Consider the following 19,609-nt stretch of genomic DNA (forward strand, 5'->3'; position numbering starts at 1 on the left):
ATACCCTACCTTTTGCGTCTATATTTAACGGACAGTATAGGGTATCCCCATACCAGAACTGGGAAGAGTAGCTCCTTATCGCGCGTCTGTGGGTGCAGTTATGTATTCTATCTATAACGCCAAATGAATTTATGTACTGACTATTCACTACGTGATTGAATCAGAATCGCAAGAAAGCAGTTCGGTTATGTTAGTAAGAACAACGCTATTCTGTCGGGTCGTACGTATAATCAGGGTGGCAACGGTCGAACGCATCCCTGAGTTCAATATCCCTGAATCGCAAATAATATTTAGTCGATTCTAGACTCTCGTGCCCCATTACTCGTCGCAATCGTTCGATGTCCATCGGTGGTGTTCCTGTTCGTTCCACTCCTCGAACAGAGTGAACGGCAAATGAATGACGTAATGTTTTAGCTGTGATACGATTATTAACTGTATCATCAGCTCGTTGAATCCCGTCCTCTTGGATTCCAGCATTCTCAGCAGCTAATTTGACTATTTTATTTACTTGTCGAGCTTGTATTGAGGGCGTATTATATCCGACTATCAGATTATCAGACTCTGAGGCATGCGAATATGCATCTCGGCCACCTTTGTCGAGCCACTCCCTCATATGGGTTCGCATGGAACGTGAATAATAGACTGGTCTAAGATATAGTTCGTGGTCTGGGTCATCTATCTTCCTCGTACGAATTCTAACAAGGCGGTTTTCAGGTTCATGGTTAATTAGTTTCGCATTCGCTAATTCATGGGGTCTACAACCGAAATTCCAAAGGCAGCGGATTACCATCTCATTTTTGAAATTTTTTGCCCCATCAATTAATTTTTCAATGAGTTCCAATTTAATCCAGTTAACATCGTTACGATGCAATTGTTTTCGGGCCTCACTGCCAGCATCCAGCCACTGGAGAAGATAGTCGTCCTCGAACTTTTTATTATTTGCATCGATATATCCGATGCCATCTGTATCATATTTCCGCGTGTCAATGTGATACCGATTTAAATACGTGCGGACATCGTAGAATCGACCTTGTATTGTTGAATGTGCTAACCCTGCATCTGTTTCCAGCCACTGCGAAAATTTCCGTAATACTTCGTGGCCGCAGTTTTCAGGTGTGTTTAAGTACGGGTATAATCCATCCAACCATGTCTCGAAATTTTTGATGACATCCTCATCAGCCACCCCCATGTAATCGATTAAGAACTGGTCAAACTGCTCTAAAGCTATCCGCTTCCGTTTGATATTACCGTCACTTCTTCGACTTTGCAAGTCTCTGAGCCAGTTTTCACCGCGAGGGAAGTTTAGCTCTGTCTCCAGTTCATATATGCGTCCTGAAACATTACTCATAGGTCATCACTCTGTGGGCTCGGAATATCTTCAATGGAATCCACATCTCCGAAGATTCGTTTGATTTCTGAAGCAACAGCGTGCTCGACTTCAGCTGCTATAATATCTATATCAGTTTCTTCTAACTGGTCGATTTTGACCGAATCAAGCTTCGACTCCGTACGTTTGTCGCGCTCTTCCATCGTATCTAATCTATTCAGGATACGTTGTCCTTCTGCCTGAGTTTGAGAGAAATAAAAATACCGAACAGCGTTACGAATTAGTGCTCCGCGAGATTCAAAACCGAGTTCATCAGTATATTCATCCCATTTATCTCGCTTATCTTCATCCACCCAGACAGTGATTTGTACGCGTTCATTTTCATCATCTGCATCAGTCATACTTCCTGAATTCACCAGCTGTCTTTAAAATTGTATGGTATCACGCTACCACCATCTATCAAAGTCTTTCCCGTCGACACGCACGTCCACAGGATCTACCGGCGCATGGGAATCGCACCCGCCGACGCTGACCACGAAGCGGTCCGAACGGTACTGGAACGTGACGTCCCGGCGGACAAATGCGGGTTCGGCCACACTGCGACGATCCAGTTCGGCCGGGAGTTTTGTTCCGCACGCAAGCCCGCCTGTCTTGACGACCCCGAGGCCTGCCCGATGGCTGATCTCTGTGAGCAGGTCGGCGTCTACCCCGAAAGTGGCGAAGTCGTCGATCCGGTCGACGCGCAGTGATCGGCACTGGACCCACGGCACGGGATGGCGACCGCTGGATCGGTGATCCTCCGCGGCCGGTTGAGCGTTTGTTGGCACGGTGGGCAATCTCTACCAGTATTCGTGCTAACTACGCTCTCTGCTCTCCTGACGCATAACTACAGTCGTCGAAGTGTATCACTTCGAAAGTTGAAGTATAGCCGGAAACAGCCCTGATCATCAGTGAACTCCGAAACCGGTTTATCGCTTGCTAACTGGGTAGTCAGTCGGGATGAGCGACACGTCAGACGAGTCAGAGGCCGCGTCGGATTCGCGTGATGAGATCATGGATGCGACGTATCGCGCGCTCTGCGAGCACGGCCACGCCGACCTCACGATGCAACATATCGCCGACGAGGCGGGAAAGAGCACGGCACTGTTGCATTACCACTTCGACACGAAAGAGGAGCTACTTGCGGCGTTTATCGACCACCTGATTACCGAGTTCGAATCGACGGTCGCACCCGACGAGAACGACTCTGCCACCGAACGGCTTCGGGAGTTTCTGGATCTCTGGGTCCTAGAGCCCGAAGAGGATGACCGCACAGCGCTTCATCTCGCCCTACTCGAACTGCGCTCACGCGGCCCGTTCAACGAAACCTACCGCGAAGAGCTCGCCCGAAGCGACGAAGTACTGCGGAGGATCGTCGTCGAAATCATCCGAGATGGGATCGAACAGGGCGTCTTTCGGGACGTCGAACCGGAGGGAACTGCGCGGCTGATCGTCGCCACGCTCGACGGTGCGCGGACACGCCAGATAACGCTCGACGATCCGGCGTACTCCCAGCGGGTCCGCAAACAGTTAGAGGACCAGCTCGTCGAGGGGTTGCTCGTCAGCGACGATGCAACCCGTCGATAGAACGTGCGAAAGCGGGCGGACGGCCATCGGAGGCCAGTCACACACCGGAAGCCAGCCATCCCCCCGCTCCGCCCGGTGAAGTGGAACACCGGATGACGACCGTGCGTGCTGAAAGCACGCGTCCGAACGTCGCTCACAGACACACTAAACGGCTTCCCCTATACTGACTATATGTATCATTTTGGGATTTAACACTGGCTGGATGGCCACTTCTGAACTCACTCTCCTGCGAGCAGCGTCGATACTCGTGCGTTTTCCTTGAGGTAGATTCCCGCTCCACCGACCGACAGCGGCACCAATGAGAGCGACTCGACGTGCAGCGTCGGATGCAATGCGCCGCGGGCCCGGAGTTCGTCCCGAATCTGCAAAACTGCACGTTCGTCAATATCCAGACGCTCGTTGTACTCGATCAGATACTGCCCGGCGTCGAGATGCCACCACTGATACTCGTCATCGTCGTTGCGCCAGGTCCGGTCGTGGGCGACGAGTTCGGCCGCCTCTAGCTCGCCCCCGCCGAAATCGACCCGTCCCGGTGCTTCGATCTCGTACACCTCGGTGACAGTCAGATCGACCCTGTCATCGTGTTGCTGTGTCGGTTGATGCACGATTCCGTCCATCGCGTCGAGGAGTTCGCTAACAGTGGGCATCGGCAGTGATGTCGACGCGCCGGTGCAAAAAGTCCCGGTACTGACGATATCAACGTTTACATAGCTTCCTTCTGTGCTCGCCGTATGGACGTTCGAACCGCCTTCTTCGCCCTCCTGGTCGCTGTCCTCGGGATTATCGGGTTCCTGCTCGTCGACCCGTTCCTCCAGTACGTGCTCGCCGCTGGACTGCTCGCGTTCGTGCTCTTTCCGCTCCACGAGCGACTCAGCGAGCGGATCGGTCCGCGTCCGTCCGCGGCCGTCCTCACGGCAGTCGCGTTCGTCACGGCCATTGTGCCGCTCCTCGTACTGACACTGATCCTGCTGGACACGACGATAACGTTCCTGGACGACTTGCAGGGCAGTGATCTCTCGGTCTTTCTGGACTCCGTCCGTGGCTTTCTTGTCGACGACCTCGGCGTCGATCCGGGCCACGTCGAGGAGATCGAGGCCGCAGCAATCGAGGAGTTCGAGGACCTGCTCGCCGCCTCGGCCGAGATCCTGTTGACCCAGACGCTTGGCCTGCTCGATACGACGGTTGACGTCGGGTTCGGCGTGTTGATTCTCGCCTTCCTGCTGTATTACCTGCTGGTCGACGGTCCCGACCTTGTCGAGTGGACCCGCGAGGTGACGCCGCTCGACAACGACGTGCAGGACGAACTGTACGACGAGATGTCGGTCGTGACCTGGGCCGTCATCGGTAGCCACTTGCTGGTCGCCGTCGTCGAGGGGATTCTCGGGGGGATCGGTCTCTGGCTCGTCGACGTCCCCAACGCGGCATTCTGGGCGGTCGTCATGGTCATCGCCTCGATCATGCCCGTAGTCGGCGTCTGGCTGGTCTGGGCTCCGATGGTCGTCTATCTCGTCGTCGTCGGTCAACCGGTTGGCGCTGTCATTCTGCTTGTCTACGGCGTCGCGGTCCTCTCGGTGGTGGACAACTACCTCCGCGCGATCTTCGTCGACGCGGGATCGGGCGTCCACCCCGCCATCGTGCTCGTCGGCGTCCTCGGCGGGATCTACCTGCTCGGCATCATGGGTCTGTTCCTCGGCCCGATTCTGCTCGCCCTGTTCAAAGCCGCAGTGACCGTGTTCGATCGAACGCACGGCGTGTCGAGTCCGTCGAGAGAGGACGCGACGGCCGAGACGGGGGACGATGGGCCACCCGAATCGGGCGGCTCCGGGGCCAGCGGCTAGACTCGTTCTTCGAGAAAGTCCCGCGTCAGTTCGTACACCTCGTCGTACATGTCACCGTGAAACGGCACCGCATGATCGCTCGGGAGCGTCTCGAACTCGACGTCGGCTACTGGTGCGAGCGCCTCGGCAAACTGCTCGGACTGTGCGGGCGGAACGACCCCATCGTCGTTCCCGTGGAGCAAGAGCGTGGGCGACATCGAGTCGTCGACTCGGGCCGCGGGCGAGGCCGCCTCGTAACGGTCGGGGACCTCCTCGAAGGAGCCGCCGAGATACTGGGTATTGATCTCGGAGTCCCCGGATGCACCGTCCTCGTCGCCAGCCCGGAAATCGTAGATCCCCGAGTAGCCGACGACCGCCGCGGGCGGAGTGACACCCGCCTCTGCAGCGGTCGCCGCGGCGAGGGCGACCAGATTTGCGCCTGCGGAGTGCCCGATCGCGGCGACACGGTCGGGATCCGCGCCGTACTCTTCTCCCACGGATCGGATCCACTCGATCGCCGCACGGACGTCCGTGAGCGCTGCGGGAAACTGGTGTTCGGGCGCGAGCCTGTACTGCGGTTCGACGGCGAGATAGCCGTCGCTCGCGACGTCGATCGCGTGCCGGGCGAACTCGCCCTTGTCGCCAAAGAGGAACCCGCCCCCACGGACGAGAACGGCTACGGGAAGCGGCCCCTCACGGTCGGCTGGCTCGTAGACGTCGAGCCGGAGCGTCTCGCCCGCCACCTCCCGGAACGGCACATCCGTGTGAACGGTCACCGTCGATTCGGCTGTTGCCATGCGCTCACAGTCGAGCCACGCCAGGAATAAGCCTGCCGGAGAGCGTAGCCACTTGGGACGTTTGAGAGGGCGGCTCGGGAAAGGTCGTCGTCACAAGGGGCTCGGTGGGGGTAACCGTCGTCACTGCCGCCCGTCGGTGGTAGGCCGCGGCGGCGTTTTACGCTTGCGGGTCGCGTCTGGTTCGATCGCTGTACACACTCCCCCGGCTCTGTTGAAACCCTCTGCAACAGACACATGTAGCATGCTGAATCAGAGCGCGAGTCTTGCACGGGTAGTCCACCAAAAAGTCAGTTATTCAGATCGATTGATACAGGGCACGTACTGATCGGCTAATTCTCGCTCTGAACAGGCTCAAATAAGGCACGCATCAAAACCATCCTCCGAGGTTCTGGCAGTTCAGCAGTTTCATAAAAAGCAGCGGGAAGGCATCCAGAGGAGAATTTATAACACCAAAAGGTATTATCATTGAGTATCGTGGGCTGGTTGAAAATGGTGCAAAGGATTGGAGATGACACACTAAAAATTGGAAACTCTAAGGTCAAATTCAAACACCCAATAAAAAAGTATCTCAAAACAAAGGAGACAATCATAGTTCTCCTAGATGTCCCGGTCAACGAGCACAATAACAGGAATGTACTCGGAATAAATCACTCTGGTCATCAACTGTGGGAGATTGAACCGGTTATAGACCCTTCAGAGCGCTCTTCACACTATACGAATATAGTAGAAAGAGAGGGTGAAATTTGGGCACTTAATTGGCGAGGCGACGAATACTGTCTCGCACCCGAAACAGGCGAGGTTCTTAAAAAACAGTTCCGAAGATTTTGACCGGCCATACACACAACTGGGAAATGCAAGAAATATTTGAGTCGATAGGTGAGCGTCATCGTCAGAGGTGCACGGCTACCGAACGGCTGAATCACTGGTAGTGGACTGAAACAAATGATGTTGGTGCCTAGACTCATACCGGCTCATTAAGAGTAAGAACTCAGAACCCAACTCGCCTAAAGATCACGCTGACATCCTCTAACAATGAATAAAGTTATCAACAATAAACAACTATACATAGTTCAACTTCCCAACGATGAAGTTCAAAGCTGTAGCATACGTTGATGAATACGTCATTGATGGAGAGAACACGGGAACCTTCGCCGGGGATGACACACATATTACATACAGTCCGGAAGATGCGTCTACGTGGCCGTCATTTTCGATTCCAACGGACGAAGTTACCAGTATTACGATAAACCGGGATACAACACTCACCCAGAACAGATTCCTCGGCTGGTTCTTTGCGGCTATCACTGCCGTCCTGGTGATATTCACCTATATGATGTCCTTTGCCGGCCAAATAACAAATCCCGAAGTCAATAGTATCACCCTCATCATGGGCTTTTTTATCCTGGGTGGATTCACCACGACGGTTGAATACTTCACACGAGAAAGCCACGATGTTATCGTTGTGAACATCAAGACTGATAACGACGAACACCACGCCGTTCATGGACGAAGAAGCAATAACGAATTCGTCGAAGCATGCAATGAACTCATCACATCCGATCTTGAAACAGTGATTGTTGATAAAAAACTGAAAAGTGGATTCAGCGAACTCGAAACAGCACATCTCGGCGATAACAACCTCTCATCTTGAAATCGTATGCACCAAATACCGGTCATCCGTGTTCGCTCCGAAATGTAGTTCTCTACAACGAGTTAATCACGATGGCGGTCTGTCGAGTGCTCCTGGACCTGTCCGCGCAGGAGCACGATCCATCGGGCCATGCTGCCATCGTCTAACGTATTCCGATCGGGAGAACGCCAGCACTGTTGTCGCCCCCACAACTACAGCATCCAGACGCTGAAAATGCACTTTATATTCAGCAGGTTTTCAAAGATGTCTCATTCCAACCATTTCGACGGAGCCCCTACTCCCATTCCGATTCTCGCGGGTCTTCGTGCCCATCAGTTGGCGGGTCCTGCCACGCTGCTGCAGCGGCGTGCTCCTCGGCGATCGCTTCGATCTCCGCGGCGTCGAGCACCCCCCGCTCGGCGATGACGCCCGCAACGAGATCGCCCGGCGTGACGTCGAACGTGGGGTTCAACACGTCCAGCCCCGCCTCGCCGTCGTACACTGCCCCTGTATCGCCGGATTCGAGATTGACGGCCGACTCGTGGCTAACCTTGTCGCTGGCCGCGACGACGTAGACCGGAACCTCCTCGCGAGCGGCGGCCAGCGCGGCAACGCGCGTCCCGGTCTTGTTGATCACCCGGCCGTCCGGCAGAATCGTGTCCGCGCCGACGAGCACCGCATCGACGTCTTCGGTCGCAAGCACGTGGGCGATCGCGGCGTCGGTGTGGACGGTGACCGGCGCGTCGTGTTCGGCCGCGAGTCGCTCCGCGACGTCGATCCCTTCGCGGGCCGGGCGGGACTCGGCGACGAAGACCCCCGAGAGGGTCGCACTACCGAGCGCGTCCAGCACGGTTCCCGAACGCGAGAGCGTGAGCACGGCGTCGCCCTCGATCAGCTCCGCGGCTGCTGCGGCCGCCTCGGCGTCCGAATCGATCGCGCGGTCGATACCAGCCGTGGCGGCGCGCTGGATTGCGTCGGGTGTCGGGTCGTCCGTGCCATTCCATTCGTCTGCACCCCCCGCGTCGCTTACCGCCCGGTTCACGCGATTGCGGAGCACGGCCATGCTCGGGCGGGCTCTGAGCAGTCGCCGTCCGAGATCGTGGAGTTCATCCGGGTCCCGCTCGCCCTCGGCGGCCAGCAGCGCAGCCCGGTCCCGGAGCACTTCGAGCGCCCGCACCGAGAGAGAGGCAGCGCCGTGCTCGTCGTCCGCCGCGATGGAGCGAACCGTCGGCGCAACGCGCTCGTAGGGGTCCCACGCGCTGGGGGCGGCGTCATCGTCGAGCAGCGTGGTGGGACAGCGCCAGGCGCGCTCCGTGCCGACCGTGGGGCGTTCCGGCAGGTCGAACAGCACCGGCCGTAGCTGGTCATTCCCGATCGGCGCACCGATCCGAACCTGCTGGCTGTCGACGTCGCCCGGGACCAACCCAGCGACCGCCCGATCGGCGTCTTCGCCGTCGACTGTCGGCAACGCCCATCCCTGCTCGCCCTGTTCGACGAGCACGTCCCCATGGTGACGGAGTACTGCGTAGAACGTCGTCATACGCACGAGGAGACGCTCGCCGCCCGAACGTCTTTCGACATGGGAACGGGGGTTTTCAGGGCACCTTCGACAGCGGCCGTGCTTTCCACCATCAGGGGCCTTTTATCGCCACGCTGCCGAGGGGCGACTATGCAGGCGCTCCCGGTGCCCGATCTCCCGGAGATACGGGAAGGTGACGACATCGCCGCGTTAGTCGACGAGCGGATAGACCTGCGACCGTCGGACATCGTCGCGGTCGCGAGCACCGTCGTCTCGAAAGCGACGGGGCGGACTGCCGACCTCGACGATTTTCCGGCGGACGACCGGGCCCGATCGGTTGCACAGCGACTGGAGGACGCGACCGGCGACGAGAAGGACCCGCGGTTCGCACAGGCGGTGCTCGAAGAGAGCGAAGAGCTGCTGATCGAGTCGCCGTTCCTGCTGACCCGGACCCACTTCGGCCACATCACGGTCAACGCGGGGATCGACCGCTCGAACGTGCCCGGCCACGACCTCCTGTTGTTGCCCGAGGACCCATCCGAGCGCGCTGCCGAGATCCGCGCCGGGCTCGACGTCGACGCGCCGGTGCTGGTCACCGACACCTGCGGGCGGCCGTTCCGCCACGGCCAGCGCGGCGTCACGATCGGCTGGGCGGGGATGCCCGCGAGCCGCGACTGGCGCGGCGAACACGACCGGGACGGGCGCGAACTCGGTGTGACGGTCCAGTCGGTCGTCGACGAACTCGCGGCGACGGCGAACCTCGTCGCTGGTGAGGGCGCAGGCGGGACGCCGGTTGTCGTGATCCGCGACTGGGACTTCGGCGAGCACGGCGGAAGCGACGAACTGTTCCGCGATCTCGACGGCGACTTCGTTCAGCAGGCGCTGCGACAGTGGAGCTACGAGGACTAATCTATGCACGGAATCGAACTTACCCCCGAACATCCAGTGGCAGAGATCGTCGACCGCGCGCAGGCGGCCGAGCGAAACGGCTTCGACACGCTGTTTGCGGCGTGTCACTACTTCAACCGCGATCCGTTCGTCACGCTCGACCGGATCGCCGCGGCGACCGACGAGATCCGTGTGGGTCCTGCGGCGGCCAACCCGTACGTCGTCCATCCGGTCCAGCTCGCCTCGCAGGTTGCTACCCTACAGGAGGTCAGCGACGGGCGGGCCGTCTTCGGCATCGGCCCCGGCGACAAATCGACGCTGTCGGGGCTCGGCGTCGAGCGCGACAAGCCGCTCCGGCGTGTGCTCGAATCGTTCAAAGTCGCCCAGGACCTCTGGGCGGGCGAGCGCGTCAGCCACGACGGGACGTTCACTGCGAAAGACGCCGGACTGGAGTACGACGTCGACGGCGAGATCCCCGTCTACGTCGGGGGACAGGGACCGCACATGATCCGGATGAGCGCGAAACACGCCGACGGCCTCCTCTACAATGCCTCCCACCCCGACGACTTCGCGTGGGCGGCAGAACAGGTCGAGAAAGGACTGGCGGACCGGCCCGACGAGCGCGGCGAGTTCGAGTTCGCCGCCTACGCGAGCGTCAGCGTCGACGAGGACGCCGAGGCAGCCCGCGAACTGGCGCGTCAGCCCGTCGCCTTCATCGCCTCGGGCGCGGCCCCACCGGTGCTGGACCGACACGGAATCGACCGCGAGCAGGCTGCTGCGGTCGGCGACGCGATCGAGCGCGGCGACTTCGGCGAGGCCTTTGGCGCTGTCACGCCCGAAATGATCGATGCGTTCTCGGTCGCCGGGACGCCCGAGGACGTCGAAGCACGGATCGGCGAGATCATGGAGTACGCCGACGGCTTCGTCGCCGGGACACCGCTTGGCCCGGATCAGGAGTCAGCTATTGCTCATCTCGGGGCGGCGCTTGACCGACGGACTCCGGAGTAACCAGATCGATCGCGGCACGGACGGTAAGATAGCCAAAGACAAGCACCGAGACGCCGATGATCAACTGACCGACGATCACGAGGATCGCCGAAAGGGGATCGACAGTCAGAGCGGCCTCGAAGTGTTCTGCTGCCGTCCCGAGGTCCCCGACGAACGTCGTCACCGCCAGTGTAGCCAGGAGTTCGTACATGAGTGGCTCTTTGTGGGTCTGGTACTTGTTTGTGTCCGTCCAACCGTCGGCCGCGCGAAAAGATAGGCCTAAATGCCGCGCGCCGTAGCTTCGAACAAGAACCTTCTCCAGGTGGTCACTATGTCGGACTCTACAACATCAACGGACGCCGCCCTTCGGACGCCGATCGTCGCCGTTCTCGGACACGTCGATCACGGGAAAACAAGTGTGCTCGACAAGGTCCGTGGCTCGGCGGTCATCGAGGGCGAAGCGGGGGCGATCACACAACACATCGGCGCGACTGCGGTGCCGCTCGACGTCATCTCCGAAATCGCGGGCGAACTGGTCGATCCGACGGACTTCGATCTGCCCGGCCTGCTGTTTATCGACACGCCGGGCCATCACTCCTTCGCGACGCTGCGTTCACGGGGCGGCGCGCTCGCGGACATCGCGATCCTGGTCGTCGACGTCAACGACGGCTTCCAGCCCCAGACCGAGGAAGCAATCGAGATCCTCAAACGCTCGGAGACTCCCTTCATCGTCGCCGCGAACAAGATCGACACCGTCCCCGGCTGGAACCCGACCGAGGACGCGCCGGTGCAGGCGACCTACGAGAGCCAGAGCGACCGGGTGCGCGGCGACCTCGACGAGAAACTCTACGAGATCATCGGCCAGCTGAGCGATCGGGGCTTCTCGGCGGATCTGTACTGGCGCGTGCAGAACTTCCAGAACAACGTCGGCGTCGTCCCGGTCTCGGCGATGACCGGCGAGGGGATCCCCGACCTGCTGACCGTGATGATGGGCCTCTCCCAGCGCTACATGAAAGAGGCCATGGAGATCGACGTGGCAGGACCGGGCGTCGGCACCGTCCTGGAAGTCAAAGAGGAGAAAGGCTTCGGTACCACCCTCGACGTCGTGCTCTACGACGGCACGGTCAAAGAGGACGACACGATCGTCGTCGGTGGGGCCGACAGCACCATCGTTACCGACGTTCGCGCACTGCTGAAACCGCGACCGCTCTCGGAGATCCGCACCGAGAGTCGCTTCGAGGACGTCGACGAACTGAAGGCCGCAGCGGGGATCAAGATCGCCGCGCCCGAGCTGGACGACGCCATGTCCGGCGCGCCGATGCGGGTCGTCCGCGATCGCGAGATCGACGACGTGGTTAGTGAGGTCGAGGCCGAACTCGCGGATATCGCCGTCGATACCGAGGAACAGGGGATCGTCGTCAAGGCCGATACGCTCGGCAGTCTTGAAGCCATGTCCAACGCGCTCGAAGAGGCCGAGGTTCCGATCGTTCGCGCGGAGGTCGGCGACGTCGCGCCGCGGGATATCTCGGTCGCCTCGACCGCCGAGGATCCGATGCACGAGGCGATCCTCGCCTTCAACGTCGACGTGCTGGCCGACGCCCACACTGCCGCGGAGAACCAGGACGTCCGGATCTTCGAGAGCGACGTCATCTACAGGCTGATCGAGGAGTACGAGGAGTTCGTCGAAGAACGCGAGCAGGCCCAGCAGGAGACGATCCTCGACAAGATTACCCGACCAGCCCGCTTCCAGATTCTGCCCGATCACACGTTCCGGCAGAACGACCCCGCCGTCGTCGGCGTCGAGGTCCTCGCTGGCACCATCCAGAACAACACGAACGTCGCCCTGTTCGACGGCAAGGAGCCAAAACGCATCGGCCAGATGAAAGGGATTCAGGACGCCGGTGAGGACGTCGACGAGGCTCGCAAAGGTGATCGCGTGAGCGTCGCCATCGACGGTCCGACGGTCGGCCGGGGAATCGAGGAAGGCGACGAGCTCTGGACCGAGATCCCCGAAAAACACGCGAAGATCCTCGAACAGGAGCTCCTGGAGGATATCGAACCGGACGAGCGCGATGCCCTGCAGATGTACCTGGACAAGCACCGGCGGCGGGACCCGTTCTGGGGCAAATAATCCCACGGCTGCAGGCCCGTACTGATTGCGGGCAGAACGACGCCACATTGCAGCCACAATGTGTGGACATTGTATATTCTGCAGGGTGGGGAAAAGCCATGCAGTACGTACAATGTGTGGACATTCTATGCGCTGGCAGTGCCAGTGGCTGTCGCTGAAGCAGGCAGGAACAGCTCCCCACCGGATGGGGCGTCAGTCCGCACTATGCAACGGAACCGTCCCACAGTCGGGACAGCCGTTGTGTTTGGTCGTCTGGTAGTGGAGCTTCCGGCCACAACCTGCGCATTCGTAGTGTGCGTTACTCATCAACAGGGGGTATGGAAGAGGTGTACATGAGCGTTACGCTCGGCGGCTCTCTGTCAGGATTGTCGATCAAGGATCAGTCCCAGTGGTCGGGAGCGTAGCCCAGTCGTTCGACGAGGGGTCGGTAAAAGAGCCCGACGAGCATGGCCACGACGAGCCCGATCCAGAACGACAGGCCACCGGGAATCAGCAGTTCGGCGGCCTGAATACTCACGAGAACGAGCAATACGATAGCGAGGAGGTGTGGCAGTTCGTTGCGCCAGTACTCACGGTTCATACGAAGTACGATTCGCCGGAGAGTAAAATGCGGCTCGAAACTCACCGCGCGGTCGGCGTCACGTCGTCCTGTACGGTCTGTTTGACCTGTAGAGCTGCGCTGGCGGCGAGGCCACGGGCGACCTCGAACTCGTCGTCGTCGGTGATGAGCTGCTCGTCCTCGAAGTCATCGCCATCCGGCGTGAAGCCGGCGCTTACCGGGTGGCCGACCGGCGGCTGTACGGCGACGGTCGCGCGTGCGCCACCCGATGCTTGCGAGACGTCGGAGTCGACGACGTACTCGTCCGGGAGGAACGAACGCGTCCGGGCAGCGATCCGGGTGACGTTCTCCCGGAGGATACGCCGCTGGCTCGCGGAGAGTTCGGCGAGATCGGCTGACGCACGTTTTCCGGCCTGCGTGGTGCCCGGAGTTCCGGCGTACGGATTGTTGCCGTTCATGAAAAGTTCTCACCAGTTGTACGGAATCTATTTATAAAAGGGTTCGGGCTACTTCTCGTTTTGCCGCTGTTGTCCGTCCTGCCGCCGCCGTTATGCATTTGTAGTCGGGGGCTCCAGAGTATACTGTTAACACATACCACTATCTGGTGGGGATCGACGGCGGGACATATGAGTCAGCAAAAGACATATCGGACCCCGCCACGGAGACCCAACACGACCCCGCAAACTGGAAAACATGAACGAAGTTCAACTGGAAGTCGCGAAAGCCTACCCCAACGACTCGGGGCGTGGCATCGCTCGTCTCGATCCGGATACGCTGTTGCATCTCAAGCTCAGCCCTGGTGACATCATCGAAATAGAGGGTGCGGACACGACCGCAGCCAAGGTCTGGCGGGCGGACCGGCAGGACTGGAACACCGACACCGTCCGGATCGACGGGTTCACTCGGCAAAACGCCGATGTCGGTATCGGCGAGCGCGTCACGATCAAGAAAGCGGAGGCCCAGAAAGCCGACTCGCTCGTGCTCGCGCCGCCCGAGGAAGCGAGCGTCCAGTTCGGCTCCGACGCCGCCGGAATGGTCAAACGCCAGATCCTCAAACGCCCGGTCGTCGGGCGCGATATCGTCCCCGTGATGTCGAGTACGAACCACCCGTTCATGCGCTCGCCGGGACAGGCAATCCCGCTGATCGCTGTCGAGACCGAGCCCGAAGGCGTCGTGCTCGTCACCGAGGACACCGACGTCGAGTTGCGCGAGGAGCCGATCAGCGGCTTCGAGAAGACGGGTGGCGGCATCACCTACGAGGATATCGGCGGCTTACAGAACGAGATCCAGCGGGTCCGCGAGATGGTCGAGTTGCCGATGAAACACCCGCAGATCTTCAAAAAGCTCGGCATCGAGCCGCCACAGGGCGTCCTGCTGCATGGCCCGCCGGGCACCGGGAAAACCCTGCTTGCGAAAGCCGTCGCCAACGAAACCTCCGCCAGTTTCTTCTCTATCGCCGGACCGGAGATCATCTCGAAATACTACGGGGAGTCCGAACAGCAGCTCCGGGAGATCTTCGAGGATGCGACCGAGGAGTCGCCCTCGATCATCTTCATCGACGAACTCGACTCGATCGCGCCGAAACGCGAGGACGTCACCGGCGAGGTCGAACGCCGCGTCGTCGCCCAGCTACTGACGATGATGGACGGCCTCGAATCTCGTGGACAGGTCATCGTCATCGCGGCGACGAACCGCGTCGACTCGGTCGATCCCGCGCTCCGGCGGCCCGGCCGGTTCGACCGCGAGATCGAGATCGGCGTTCCCGACGAGGTCGGTCGAGAGGAGATCCTCCAGATCCACACCCGCGGGATGCCCCTGTCCGACGACGTGAACCTCGGCCATCTGGCCGACGAGACCCACGGCTTCGTCGGCGCGGACATCGAGAGTTTGACCAAAGAGGCGGCGATGAAGGCGCTTCGACGCTACCTGCCCGAGATCGATCTCGACGAGGAGGATATCCCGCCGAGCCTGATCGACCGGATGATCGTCAAGCGCCAGGACTTCCGCGGCGCATTGAACGAGGTCGAACCCTCCGCGATGCGGGAGGTGCTGGTCGAACTGCCGAAGATCAGCTGGGACGACGTTGGTGGGCTCGACGAGGCCCAGCAACAGATTCAGGAGAGCGTCGAGTGGCCGATGTCCAGCCCGGAGAAGTTCACCCGGATGGGCGTCGAGCCACCCAAGGGCGTCTTGCTCTACGGCCCACCGGGCACGGGCAAGACGCTGATGGCGAAAGCGGTGGCAAACGAGACCAACGCGAACTTCATCAGCGTGCGCGGGCCACAGCTGCTCAGCAAGTGGGTCGGCGAATCCGAGAAGGCGATCCGACAGACCTTCCGCAAGGCGCGGCAGGTCTCGCCGACGATCATCTTCTTCGACGAACTCGACAGTCTCGCGCCCGCCCGCAGCCAGGAGATGGGCTCGAACGTCTCTGAACGGGTCGTCAACCAGCTACTGACCGAACTCGACGGGCTCGAGGAGATGGGCGAGGTGATGGTGATCGGCGCGACCAACCGCCCGGACATGATCGATCCGGCCCTGATCCGCTCGGGCCGGTTCGACCGACTGGTCATGGTGGGACAGCCAACCATCGAGGGGCGCGAGCAGATCCTCAACATCCATACCGGCGACACGCCGCTGGCCGCAGACGTGAGCCTCCGTGAGATCGCCGAGATCACGGATGGCTACGTCGGCAGCGACCTCGAATCGATCGCCCGCGAGGCGGCAATCGAGGCGCTGCGCGAGGACGACGACGCCGAGGCTGTCGAGATGCGTCACTTCCGGCAGGCGCTGGAGGACGTCCGGCCAACGATCACCGAGGACATTCTGGACTACTACGAGCAGATGAAAGACGAGTTCAAGGGCGGCGGGAGCGATCCTCGCGGCCGACAGGGCGGTCGGATCGGCTTCCAGTGACCGCCTAGCCGGGGGAGTTTTAGTATCGTCGTGATAACTGTCGGTCGATGTCCGTAGTCGCGTACGTGGTCGCCAGTTTCGGGCTGTTGATTCTTGGCTCCGCGTTCATGACGCTCGCCAAGACGAACCACACCGAGGAGCTGTATCTGCGTGCGCTGGAATACGGATTCGCACTCGCGTTTCTTGTGTCTGCGATCGGGCTCGTGCTGGTTGCCGCGCTCACGACCTTCTGAGCGATACTCCTCGACCTGCCAAAATCAGCCGGGTATGTTTAAAAACAACCTGATATACAAACCGGGGAATGGGGTTAACTTATCTGGGATGGCCGAGTTGGTACGCGTGTATCGCATGAAACAGATGTCTGAGCGACTGCCGACGAGCCGATCGTTCGTCAGCGACATGAATGGCTCGGTCCCTCTTCGGATCGCACCGTTGCTCATTCTGGGTCTGAGCATCATCGTCCTCGTCATTATGTACGTGACCACGGTGTAACGATGTCGACGAGCAACCACAGCACGACAAGTAATGGCCGAACGCCCCCATCGACCACGGTAGAGTTCCTCGCGTGGGTCGTCTCCCTGCGGTGCTGGGTGCTCACCGCTCTCTCGGCCGGCGCTGTGGCGCTGACGATCGGAGCGATCGGACGCCTGCAGTACGATCTTGTCTTCACCGCGGTCGTCGCAGAGAGCCTGACCGCGCCCGTCGCCCTGCTTGCCGTATTTCTCGCTGGACGAGCGGTCGCCTCGCTCTCGACACAGTGGCGTCGCGACCGGCTGATGCGACAGGGTACATCGGTGCTATCGACCGATGTCAGCCTTCCGGCAGTAATCACCGTCGCCTCGTTCAACATCGTCGGCCTGATCGCCGCCGGTGTCGCGTTGCCGATCATCTACGAGATCAGCGGCCCCTTCTTTTATCTGGCGCTCGGGCTCGCAATCGTGACGGTCCCGATCGGCTACCTGTTGATCGCCTATCAGTTACACGAGTTGATCGCCGCGGATCGATACGATCGTGGCTATCGGGTCATGCCCGCGGCATGGTTCTACGCCGTCTCGATGCCGTGGATCGTTGCCGTCTGGTTCGCACTGACGGACGTGAGCCTCGTCACGATCCCCCTCCCAGCAGCGATCGAAACGACAGTCGGAAGCTACGCTGACGGGATCCCGCTTACCTTCTGGGGTGCGGTCTATGCGGGACTGATCGCGCCGACGCTGCTCGCGTTTCTGTATGCGCTGCGCCGGAGCGCCGAGGCGATACTGCGAACGCTACTGACCTGACCGGAAGGATTAATAACTGCACGTCAGAATGTCGGGTATTAGATCAATGGCTCAGGCATCAGAGGAAAGCGAGGGTGACTTTTCGGTTCGTCCGGAAGATATGTCCCCGGAACAGCTCGCGGCGATCGCGACGTTCGGGGCAATTCTGACGGGCGGCATATTCAGCATAATCGGCCTGCAGATGGGCATGAACCGGCATAGCGCCGCCATCGCGATCACGGCGATGTTGCTAGCCATCCTGCTCGGAACCGTCTTTGCGGTCATGCGGGCCATGGTAATCAGCGCAAAGCGCGACGACGGGAACCCGATGCACGCGCTGACGAACCCGTTGTTTATCGTTCTGTTCTTGCTCGTGGCGATCGGTGTCGCCGTCTTCGTTGGCGTATACACCTGGATCAACGCTGGCGCGCCGCTGTAGACCCTCGCCTCGATATCGTCGGGTCGACGTCAAAACTCGATTGCGGTCTTGATAACGTCGTCGCCGTCCTCGAACGCACGGTGGAGCTCTGAGAGGCCGTAGACGCCGGTGACGAGATCGTCACATAGCCAGTCTGGAAGCGCGTCGAGCGTGTCAACCGCAGCGTCGAAGTGGTCGATATTCGAGTTGACGCTACCGATCAGCGCCTTGTTGTGGAGGACGAACTCCTCGTGGAGTGCGCCGCCGTCGATCTCGAACTCCCACGGGTCAGGGACGCCAAGCAACGCGCCGACGCCATTGGGCGCGAGTGCGTCGATCGTCTGGAACGCGTGGGGTGGGTAGCCCGTCGCCTCGTAAATGAAGTCCATCCCCTCGTGTGCGGCGGGCACTTCGTCGACCGGCGTCTCGCGCGAGTCGACGTAGGTCGCGCCGAGTGTCTCGATGATGTCGATCGTCGGGTCGGGACGGTCACGACGGCCGAGACAGTAGGTTCGATCAAACGGTTCCGTGTGGATCGCCATCGCGAGGGTAAGCAGTCCGAGGCTACCGTTGCCCAGCACCATCGCGCTCTCGGGGTCCCACTCGAAGGCCGATCGGGAGGCGTATGCGTGCTCGAACGCTTTCTCGGAGATACTGATCGGTTCGATCAGAAAGCCAAGCTCCGCCAGTGATTCGGGAACCTCGATCAGGTATTTTCCCGGGGCAGTGAAATACTCCGACATGAATCCGTGCGTACCGATAATCCCACACTCGAAGTACTCGCCGTCAGGAGCCATATCCGGCTGGCCGCGCTCGAAGTACTTGTTCGACTCCCCCGGCGGCCGCCGAACCGTCGGAACGACAATGTCGCCGACGTCGTGATCGGTATCGCCGGGCTCTTCGACGACACCGACCGCCTCGTGCCCGAGCACAAGATGATCTGCACCCTGTGGATAGCCGCCATGAGAGCCGCTGATAACTTCGTGATCGGTTCCGTCGATGCCAACCCGCAACGTCCGGACGAGAGCCTCTCCCTCGCCCGGATCGGGTCTGGGCTTCTCGATTATCGTGGGGTGGTCCTCACCGCGTCGGACCGCTATCGCTTGCATACAGCCAGCGAAGATGGCGAGATGCAAATAATTTCTTTTTTAGGGGGAGTTCCGACAGAGTATCCCCTCGATCAGCGATACGTATCCCGCATCGTCCGCTCCAGCAGGCTGTCCGGCCCCAGCACGATATACACGAGGACGAACGGTTCCGGTGTATCGAGCACCCAGACCGAAAAGGGCGGTTCGGCGGCCTCGGCAGCGCGGGCGACCAGCGGTTCCAGCGGCTTGACGCCGTCCCGGAACTCGCCGAACAGGTCGCGCTCGCCTGCCTGCTCGGCGAACGTGTAGACCACGCCGTTGGGGTCGCTGTCCATGTCCCGCGTGATCTGAGAGTTCATGGCCGCTCCCTCCGCACGCGCCGACTCGAAACACTCCCGTGCAGCCTCGAAGGCTGGTTCGTCGGTGCGGATGAACCGAAACGTCGTGGCAGTGACGACGCTGTACTCGGCCACGACAGGATCGCCGTCTTCCCACACGAGTGTGGCATCGACGAGGTGTCCGACTGCTGGTGCCTCACCCTCGGGAACGGGGACGTAGCTCGGCTCGGCCGACTCGGGATCAAGCAATAGCAGTTCGTCGTCGCTTCGTCCGGGAAGCACGCGAAACCGCCCGTCCGTGGTCTGGTCCAT

Annotated in this window: 22 protein-coding genes and 2 pseudogenes; 14 read left to right on the forward strand and 10 right to left on the reverse strand. The window is 60.3% G+C overall.

Going from position 1 to position 19,609, the window contains the following annotated elements:
• Positions 1–205 precede the first annotated feature (205 nt).
• Complete coding sequence (locus tag AArcSt11_RS12205; protein ID WP_250597425.1) at positions 206–1,348, reverse strand: tyrosine-type recombinase/integrase; 1,143 nt, start codon at positions 1,346–1,348, stop codon at positions 206–208.
• Positions 1,345–1,728 (reverse strand): hypothetical protein, encoded by a 384-nt coding sequence (locus tag AArcSt11_RS12210; RefSeq protein WP_250597426.1) that lies wholly within the window; start codon positions 1,726–1,728, stop codon positions 1,345–1,347. The genes AArcSt11_RS12205 and AArcSt11_RS12210 overlap by 4 nt, the downstream gene beginning before the upstream one ends.
• A gap of 63 nt (positions 1,729–1,791) precedes the next feature.
• On the opposite strand from AArcSt11_RS12210, the pseudogene AArcSt11_RS12215 reads away from it, so the two are divergent.
• Positions 1,792–2,076, forward strand: a pseudogene (locus tag AArcSt11_RS12215) (endonuclease III domain-containing protein); the annotation flags it as partial.
• Positions 2,077–2,326: 250 nt separating this feature from the next.
• Positions 2,327–2,953 (forward strand): TetR/AcrR family transcriptional regulator, encoded by a 627-nt coding sequence (locus AArcSt11_RS12220; protein WP_250597427.1) that lies wholly within the window; start codon positions 2,327–2,329, stop codon positions 2,951–2,953.
• A 218-nt stretch (positions 2,954–3,171) separates the two neighbouring features.
• Here the strand turns inward: AArcSt11_RS12220 and AArcSt11_RS12225 are convergent, their stop codons facing one another.
• Positions 3,172–3,600, reverse strand: a complete 429-nt coding sequence (locus AArcSt11_RS12225; RefSeq protein ID WP_250597428.1) for a dCTP deaminase/dUTPase family protein — start codon at positions 3,598–3,600, stop codon at positions 3,172–3,174.
• 84 nt (positions 3,601–3,684) lie between these two features.
• Here AArcSt11_RS12225 and AArcSt11_RS12230 point away from each other — a divergent pair, with 84 nt between their 5' ends.
• Positions 3,685–4,791 carry an AI-2E family transporter gene (locus AArcSt11_RS12230; RefSeq protein ID WP_250597429.1) on the forward strand — a complete coding sequence of 369 codons (1,107 nt, stop codon included), beginning with the start codon at positions 3,685–3,687 and terminating at the stop codon, positions 4,789–4,791.
• On the opposite strand, the gene AArcSt11_RS12235 is transcribed toward AArcSt11_RS12230, so the two are convergent.
• Positions 4,788–5,567, reverse strand: a complete 780-nt coding sequence (locus tag AArcSt11_RS12235) for an alpha/beta hydrolase (protein WP_250597430.1) — start codon at positions 5,565–5,567, stop codon at positions 4,788–4,790. The two genes, AArcSt11_RS12230 and AArcSt11_RS12235, sit on opposite strands and share 4 nt — an antisense overlap.
• A 489-nt stretch (positions 5,568–6,056) precedes the next feature.
• Between AArcSt11_RS12235 and AArcSt11_RS12240 the strand changes: the two genes are divergently transcribed.
• The 3 genes and pseudogenes from AArcSt11_RS12240 to AArcSt11_RS12250 all read left to right on the forward strand — a co-directional run.
• A complete protein-coding gene (locus AArcSt11_RS12240; protein ID WP_250597431.1) occupies positions 6,057–6,395 on the forward strand; it encodes a DUF7957 family protein in 339 nt (112 codons plus the stop codon).
• A gap of 256 nt (positions 6,396–6,651) precedes the next feature.
• The gene (locus tag AArcSt11_RS12245) at positions 6,652–7,218 is read left to right on the forward strand and encodes a hypothetical protein (protein ID WP_250597432.1); all 567 of its coding nucleotides are present in this window, start codon (positions 6,652–6,654) and stop codon (positions 7,216–7,218) included.
• A 71-nt stretch (positions 7,219–7,289) separates the two neighbouring features.
• Positions 7,290–7,431 (forward strand): annotated as a pseudogene (locus AArcSt11_RS12250) (IS5/IS1182 family transposase); the annotation flags it as partial.
• 61 nt (positions 7,432–7,492) lie between these two features.
• On the opposite strand, the gene AArcSt11_RS12255 reads toward AArcSt11_RS12250, so the two are convergent.
• Positions 7,493–8,737: an eIF2B alpha/beta/delta subunit family protein gene (locus AArcSt11_RS12255; protein WP_250597433.1), complete on the reverse strand. Its 1,245-nt coding sequence runs from the start codon at positions 8,735–8,737 to the stop codon at positions 7,493–7,495.
• Between the two features lie 129 nt (positions 8,738–8,866).
• On the opposite strand from AArcSt11_RS12255, the gene AArcSt11_RS12260 reads away from it, so the two are divergent.
• Together AArcSt11_RS12260 and AArcSt11_RS12265 are read left to right on the forward strand one after the other, a co-directional pair.
• The gene (locus AArcSt11_RS12260; RefSeq protein ID WP_250597434.1) at positions 8,867–9,625 is read left to right on the forward strand and encodes a coenzyme F420-0:L-glutamate ligase; all 759 of its coding nucleotides are present in this window, start codon (positions 8,867–8,869) and stop codon (positions 9,623–9,625) included.
• Between the two features lie 3 nt (positions 9,626–9,628).
• Entirely contained in the window at positions 9,629–10,612 is a 984-nt protein-coding gene (locus tag AArcSt11_RS12265) for a 5,10-methylenetetrahydromethanopterin reductase (RefSeq protein WP_250597435.1), read from the forward strand.
• Here AArcSt11_RS12265 and AArcSt11_RS12270 read toward each other — a convergent pair.
• Complete coding sequence (locus tag AArcSt11_RS12270) at positions 10,566–10,802, reverse strand: DUF8024 family protein (RefSeq protein WP_250597436.1); 237 nt, start codon at positions 10,800–10,802, stop codon at positions 10,566–10,568. The genes AArcSt11_RS12265 and AArcSt11_RS12270 overlap by 47 nt on opposite strands.
• A gap of 120 nt (positions 10,803–10,922) precedes the next feature.
• Here AArcSt11_RS12270 and infB point away from each other — a divergent pair, with 120 nt between their 5' ends.
• Positions 10,923–12,722 carry a translation initiation factor IF-2 gene (infB, locus tag AArcSt11_RS12275; protein WP_250597437.1) on the forward strand — a complete coding sequence of 600 codons (1,800 nt, stop codon included), beginning with the start codon at positions 10,923–10,925 and terminating at the stop codon, positions 12,720–12,722.
• A 379-nt stretch (positions 12,723–13,101) separates the two neighbouring features.
• On the opposite strand, the gene AArcSt11_RS12280 is transcribed toward infB, so the two are convergent.
• Both AArcSt11_RS12280 and AArcSt11_RS12285 read right to left on the reverse strand, forming a co-directional pair.
• On the reverse strand, positions 13,102–13,302 hold the full coding sequence (locus AArcSt11_RS12280) for a hypothetical protein (RefSeq protein WP_250597438.1): 201 nt from the start codon (positions 13,300–13,302) through the stop codon (positions 13,102–13,104).
• A gap of 41 nt (positions 13,303–13,343) precedes the next feature.
• Positions 13,344–13,739 (reverse strand): DUF5811 family protein, encoded by a 396-nt coding sequence (locus AArcSt11_RS12285; RefSeq protein WP_250597439.1) that lies wholly within the window; start codon positions 13,737–13,739, stop codon positions 13,344–13,346.
• Positions 13,740–13,974: 235 nt separating this feature from the next.
• Between AArcSt11_RS12285 and AArcSt11_RS12290 the strand changes: the two genes are divergently transcribed.
• From AArcSt11_RS12290 to AArcSt11_RS12310, 5 genes are all read left to right on the forward strand, one after another.
• Positions 13,975–16,197 (forward strand): CDC48 family AAA ATPase, encoded by a 2,223-nt coding sequence (locus AArcSt11_RS12290; RefSeq protein ID WP_250597440.1) that lies wholly within the window; start codon positions 13,975–13,977, stop codon positions 16,195–16,197.
• A 47-nt stretch (positions 16,198–16,244) separates the two neighbouring features.
• The gene (locus AArcSt11_RS12295; protein ID WP_250597441.1) at positions 16,245–16,430 is read left to right on the forward strand and encodes a hypothetical protein; all 186 of its coding nucleotides are present in this window, start codon (positions 16,245–16,247) and stop codon (positions 16,428–16,430) included.
• Between the two features lie 115 nt (positions 16,431–16,545).
• Entirely contained in the window at positions 16,546–16,689 is a 144-nt protein-coding gene (locus AArcSt11_RS12300; protein WP_250597442.1) for a hypothetical protein, read from the forward strand.
• Positions 16,690–16,691: 2 nt separating this feature from the next.
• Complete coding sequence (locus AArcSt11_RS12305; protein ID WP_250597444.1) at positions 16,692–17,474, forward strand: hypothetical protein; 783 nt, start codon at positions 16,692–16,694, stop codon at positions 17,472–17,474.
• A gap of 46 nt (positions 17,475–17,520) precedes the next feature.
• Positions 17,521–17,892 carry a hypothetical protein gene (locus AArcSt11_RS12310; protein ID WP_250597446.1) on the forward strand — a complete coding sequence of 124 codons (372 nt, stop codon included), beginning with the start codon at positions 17,521–17,523 and terminating at the stop codon, positions 17,890–17,892.
• Positions 17,893–17,921: 29 nt separating this feature from the next.
• Here the strand turns inward: AArcSt11_RS12310 and AArcSt11_RS12315 are convergent, their stop codons facing one another.
• Together AArcSt11_RS12315 and AArcSt11_RS12320 are read right to left on the reverse strand one after the other, a co-directional pair.
• Complete coding sequence (locus AArcSt11_RS12315) at positions 17,922–18,980, reverse strand: glucose 1-dehydrogenase (protein WP_250597447.1); 1,059 nt, start codon at positions 18,978–18,980, stop codon at positions 17,922–17,924.
• A gap of 71 nt (positions 18,981–19,051) precedes the next feature.
• Positions 19,052–19,609 carry a DUF6663 family protein gene (locus AArcSt11_RS12320; protein WP_250597448.1) on the reverse strand — a complete coding sequence of 186 codons (558 nt, stop codon included), beginning with the start codon at positions 19,607–19,609 and terminating at the stop codon, positions 19,052–19,054.

The sequence above is a fragment of the Natranaeroarchaeum aerophilus genome (assembly GCF_023638055.1).
Classification (GTDB): Archaea; Halobacteriota; Halobacteria; order Halobacteriales; family Natronoarchaeaceae; genus Natranaeroarchaeum; species Natranaeroarchaeum aerophilum.

Excerpts from the sequence above, each read along its gene's own strand:
- AArcSt11_RS12205 (WP_250597425.1), bottom strand. The coding sequence starts at position 1,348 with ATGAGTAATGTTTCAGGACGCATATATGAACTGGAGACAGAGCTAAAC.
- AArcSt11_RS12210 (WP_250597426.1), bottom strand. The coding sequence starts at position 1,728 with ATGACTGATGCAGATGATGAAAATGAACGCGTACAAATCACTGTCTGG.
- AArcSt11_RS12220 (WP_250597427.1), top strand. The coding sequence starts at position 2,327 with ATGAGCGACACGTCAGACGAGTCAGAGGCCGCGTCGGATTCGCGTGAT.
- AArcSt11_RS12225 (WP_250597428.1), bottom strand. The coding sequence starts at position 3,600 with ATGCCCACTGTTAGCGAACTCCTCGACGCGATGGACGGAATCGTGCAT.
- AArcSt11_RS12230 (WP_250597429.1), top strand. The coding sequence starts at position 3,685 with ATGGACGTTCGAACCGCCTTCTTCGCCCTCCTGGTCGCTGTCCTCGGG.
- AArcSt11_RS12235 (WP_250597430.1), bottom strand. The coding sequence starts at position 5,567 with ATGGCAACAGCCGAATCGACGGTGACCGTTCACACGGATGTGCCGTTC.
- AArcSt11_RS12240 (WP_250597431.1), top strand. The coding sequence starts at position 6,057 with ATGGTGCAAAGGATTGGAGATGACACACTAAAAATTGGAAACTCTAAG.
- AArcSt11_RS12245 (WP_250597432.1), top strand. The coding sequence starts at position 6,652 with ATGAAGTTCAAAGCTGTAGCATACGTTGATGAATACGTCATTGATGGA.
- AArcSt11_RS12255 (WP_250597433.1), bottom strand. The coding sequence starts at position 8,737 with ATGACGACGTTCTACGCAGTACTCCGTCACCATGGGGACGTGCTCGTC.
- AArcSt11_RS12260 (WP_250597434.1), top strand. The coding sequence starts at position 8,867 with ATGCAGGCGCTCCCGGTGCCCGATCTCCCGGAGATACGGGAAGGTGAC.
- AArcSt11_RS12265 (WP_250597435.1), top strand. The coding sequence starts at position 9,629 with ATGCACGGAATCGAACTTACCCCCGAACATCCAGTGGCAGAGATCGTC.
- AArcSt11_RS12270 (WP_250597436.1), bottom strand. The coding sequence starts at position 10,802 with ATGTACGAACTCCTGGCTACACTGGCGGTGACGACGTTCGTCGGGGAC.
- infB (WP_250597437.1), top strand. The coding sequence starts at position 10,923 with ATGTCGGACTCTACAACATCAACGGACGCCGCCCTTCGGACGCCGATC.
- AArcSt11_RS12280 (WP_250597438.1), bottom strand. The coding sequence starts at position 13,302 with ATGAACCGTGAGTACTGGCGCAACGAACTGCCACACCTCCTCGCTATC.
- AArcSt11_RS12285 (WP_250597439.1), bottom strand. The coding sequence starts at position 13,739 with ATGAACGGCAACAATCCGTACGCCGGAACTCCGGGCACCACGCAGGCC.
- AArcSt11_RS12290 (WP_250597440.1), top strand. The coding sequence starts at position 13,975 with ATGAACGAAGTTCAACTGGAAGTCGCGAAAGCCTACCCCAACGACTCG.
- AArcSt11_RS12295 (WP_250597441.1), top strand. The coding sequence starts at position 16,245 with ATGTCCGTAGTCGCGTACGTGGTCGCCAGTTTCGGGCTGTTGATTCTT.
- AArcSt11_RS12300 (WP_250597442.1), top strand. The coding sequence starts at position 16,546 with ATGAAACAGATGTCTGAGCGACTGCCGACGAGCCGATCGTTCGTCAGC.
- AArcSt11_RS12305 (WP_250597444.1), top strand. The coding sequence starts at position 16,692 with ATGTCGACGAGCAACCACAGCACGACAAGTAATGGCCGAACGCCCCCA.
- AArcSt11_RS12310 (WP_250597446.1), top strand. The coding sequence starts at position 17,521 with ATGGCTCAGGCATCAGAGGAAAGCGAGGGTGACTTTTCGGTTCGTCCG.
- AArcSt11_RS12315 (WP_250597447.1), bottom strand. The coding sequence starts at position 18,980 with ATGCAAGCGATAGCGGTCCGACGCGGTGAGGACCACCCCACGATAATC.
- AArcSt11_RS12320 (WP_250597448.1), bottom strand. The coding sequence starts at position 19,609 with ATGGACCAGACCACGGACGGGCGGTTTCGCGTGCTTCCCGGACGAAGC.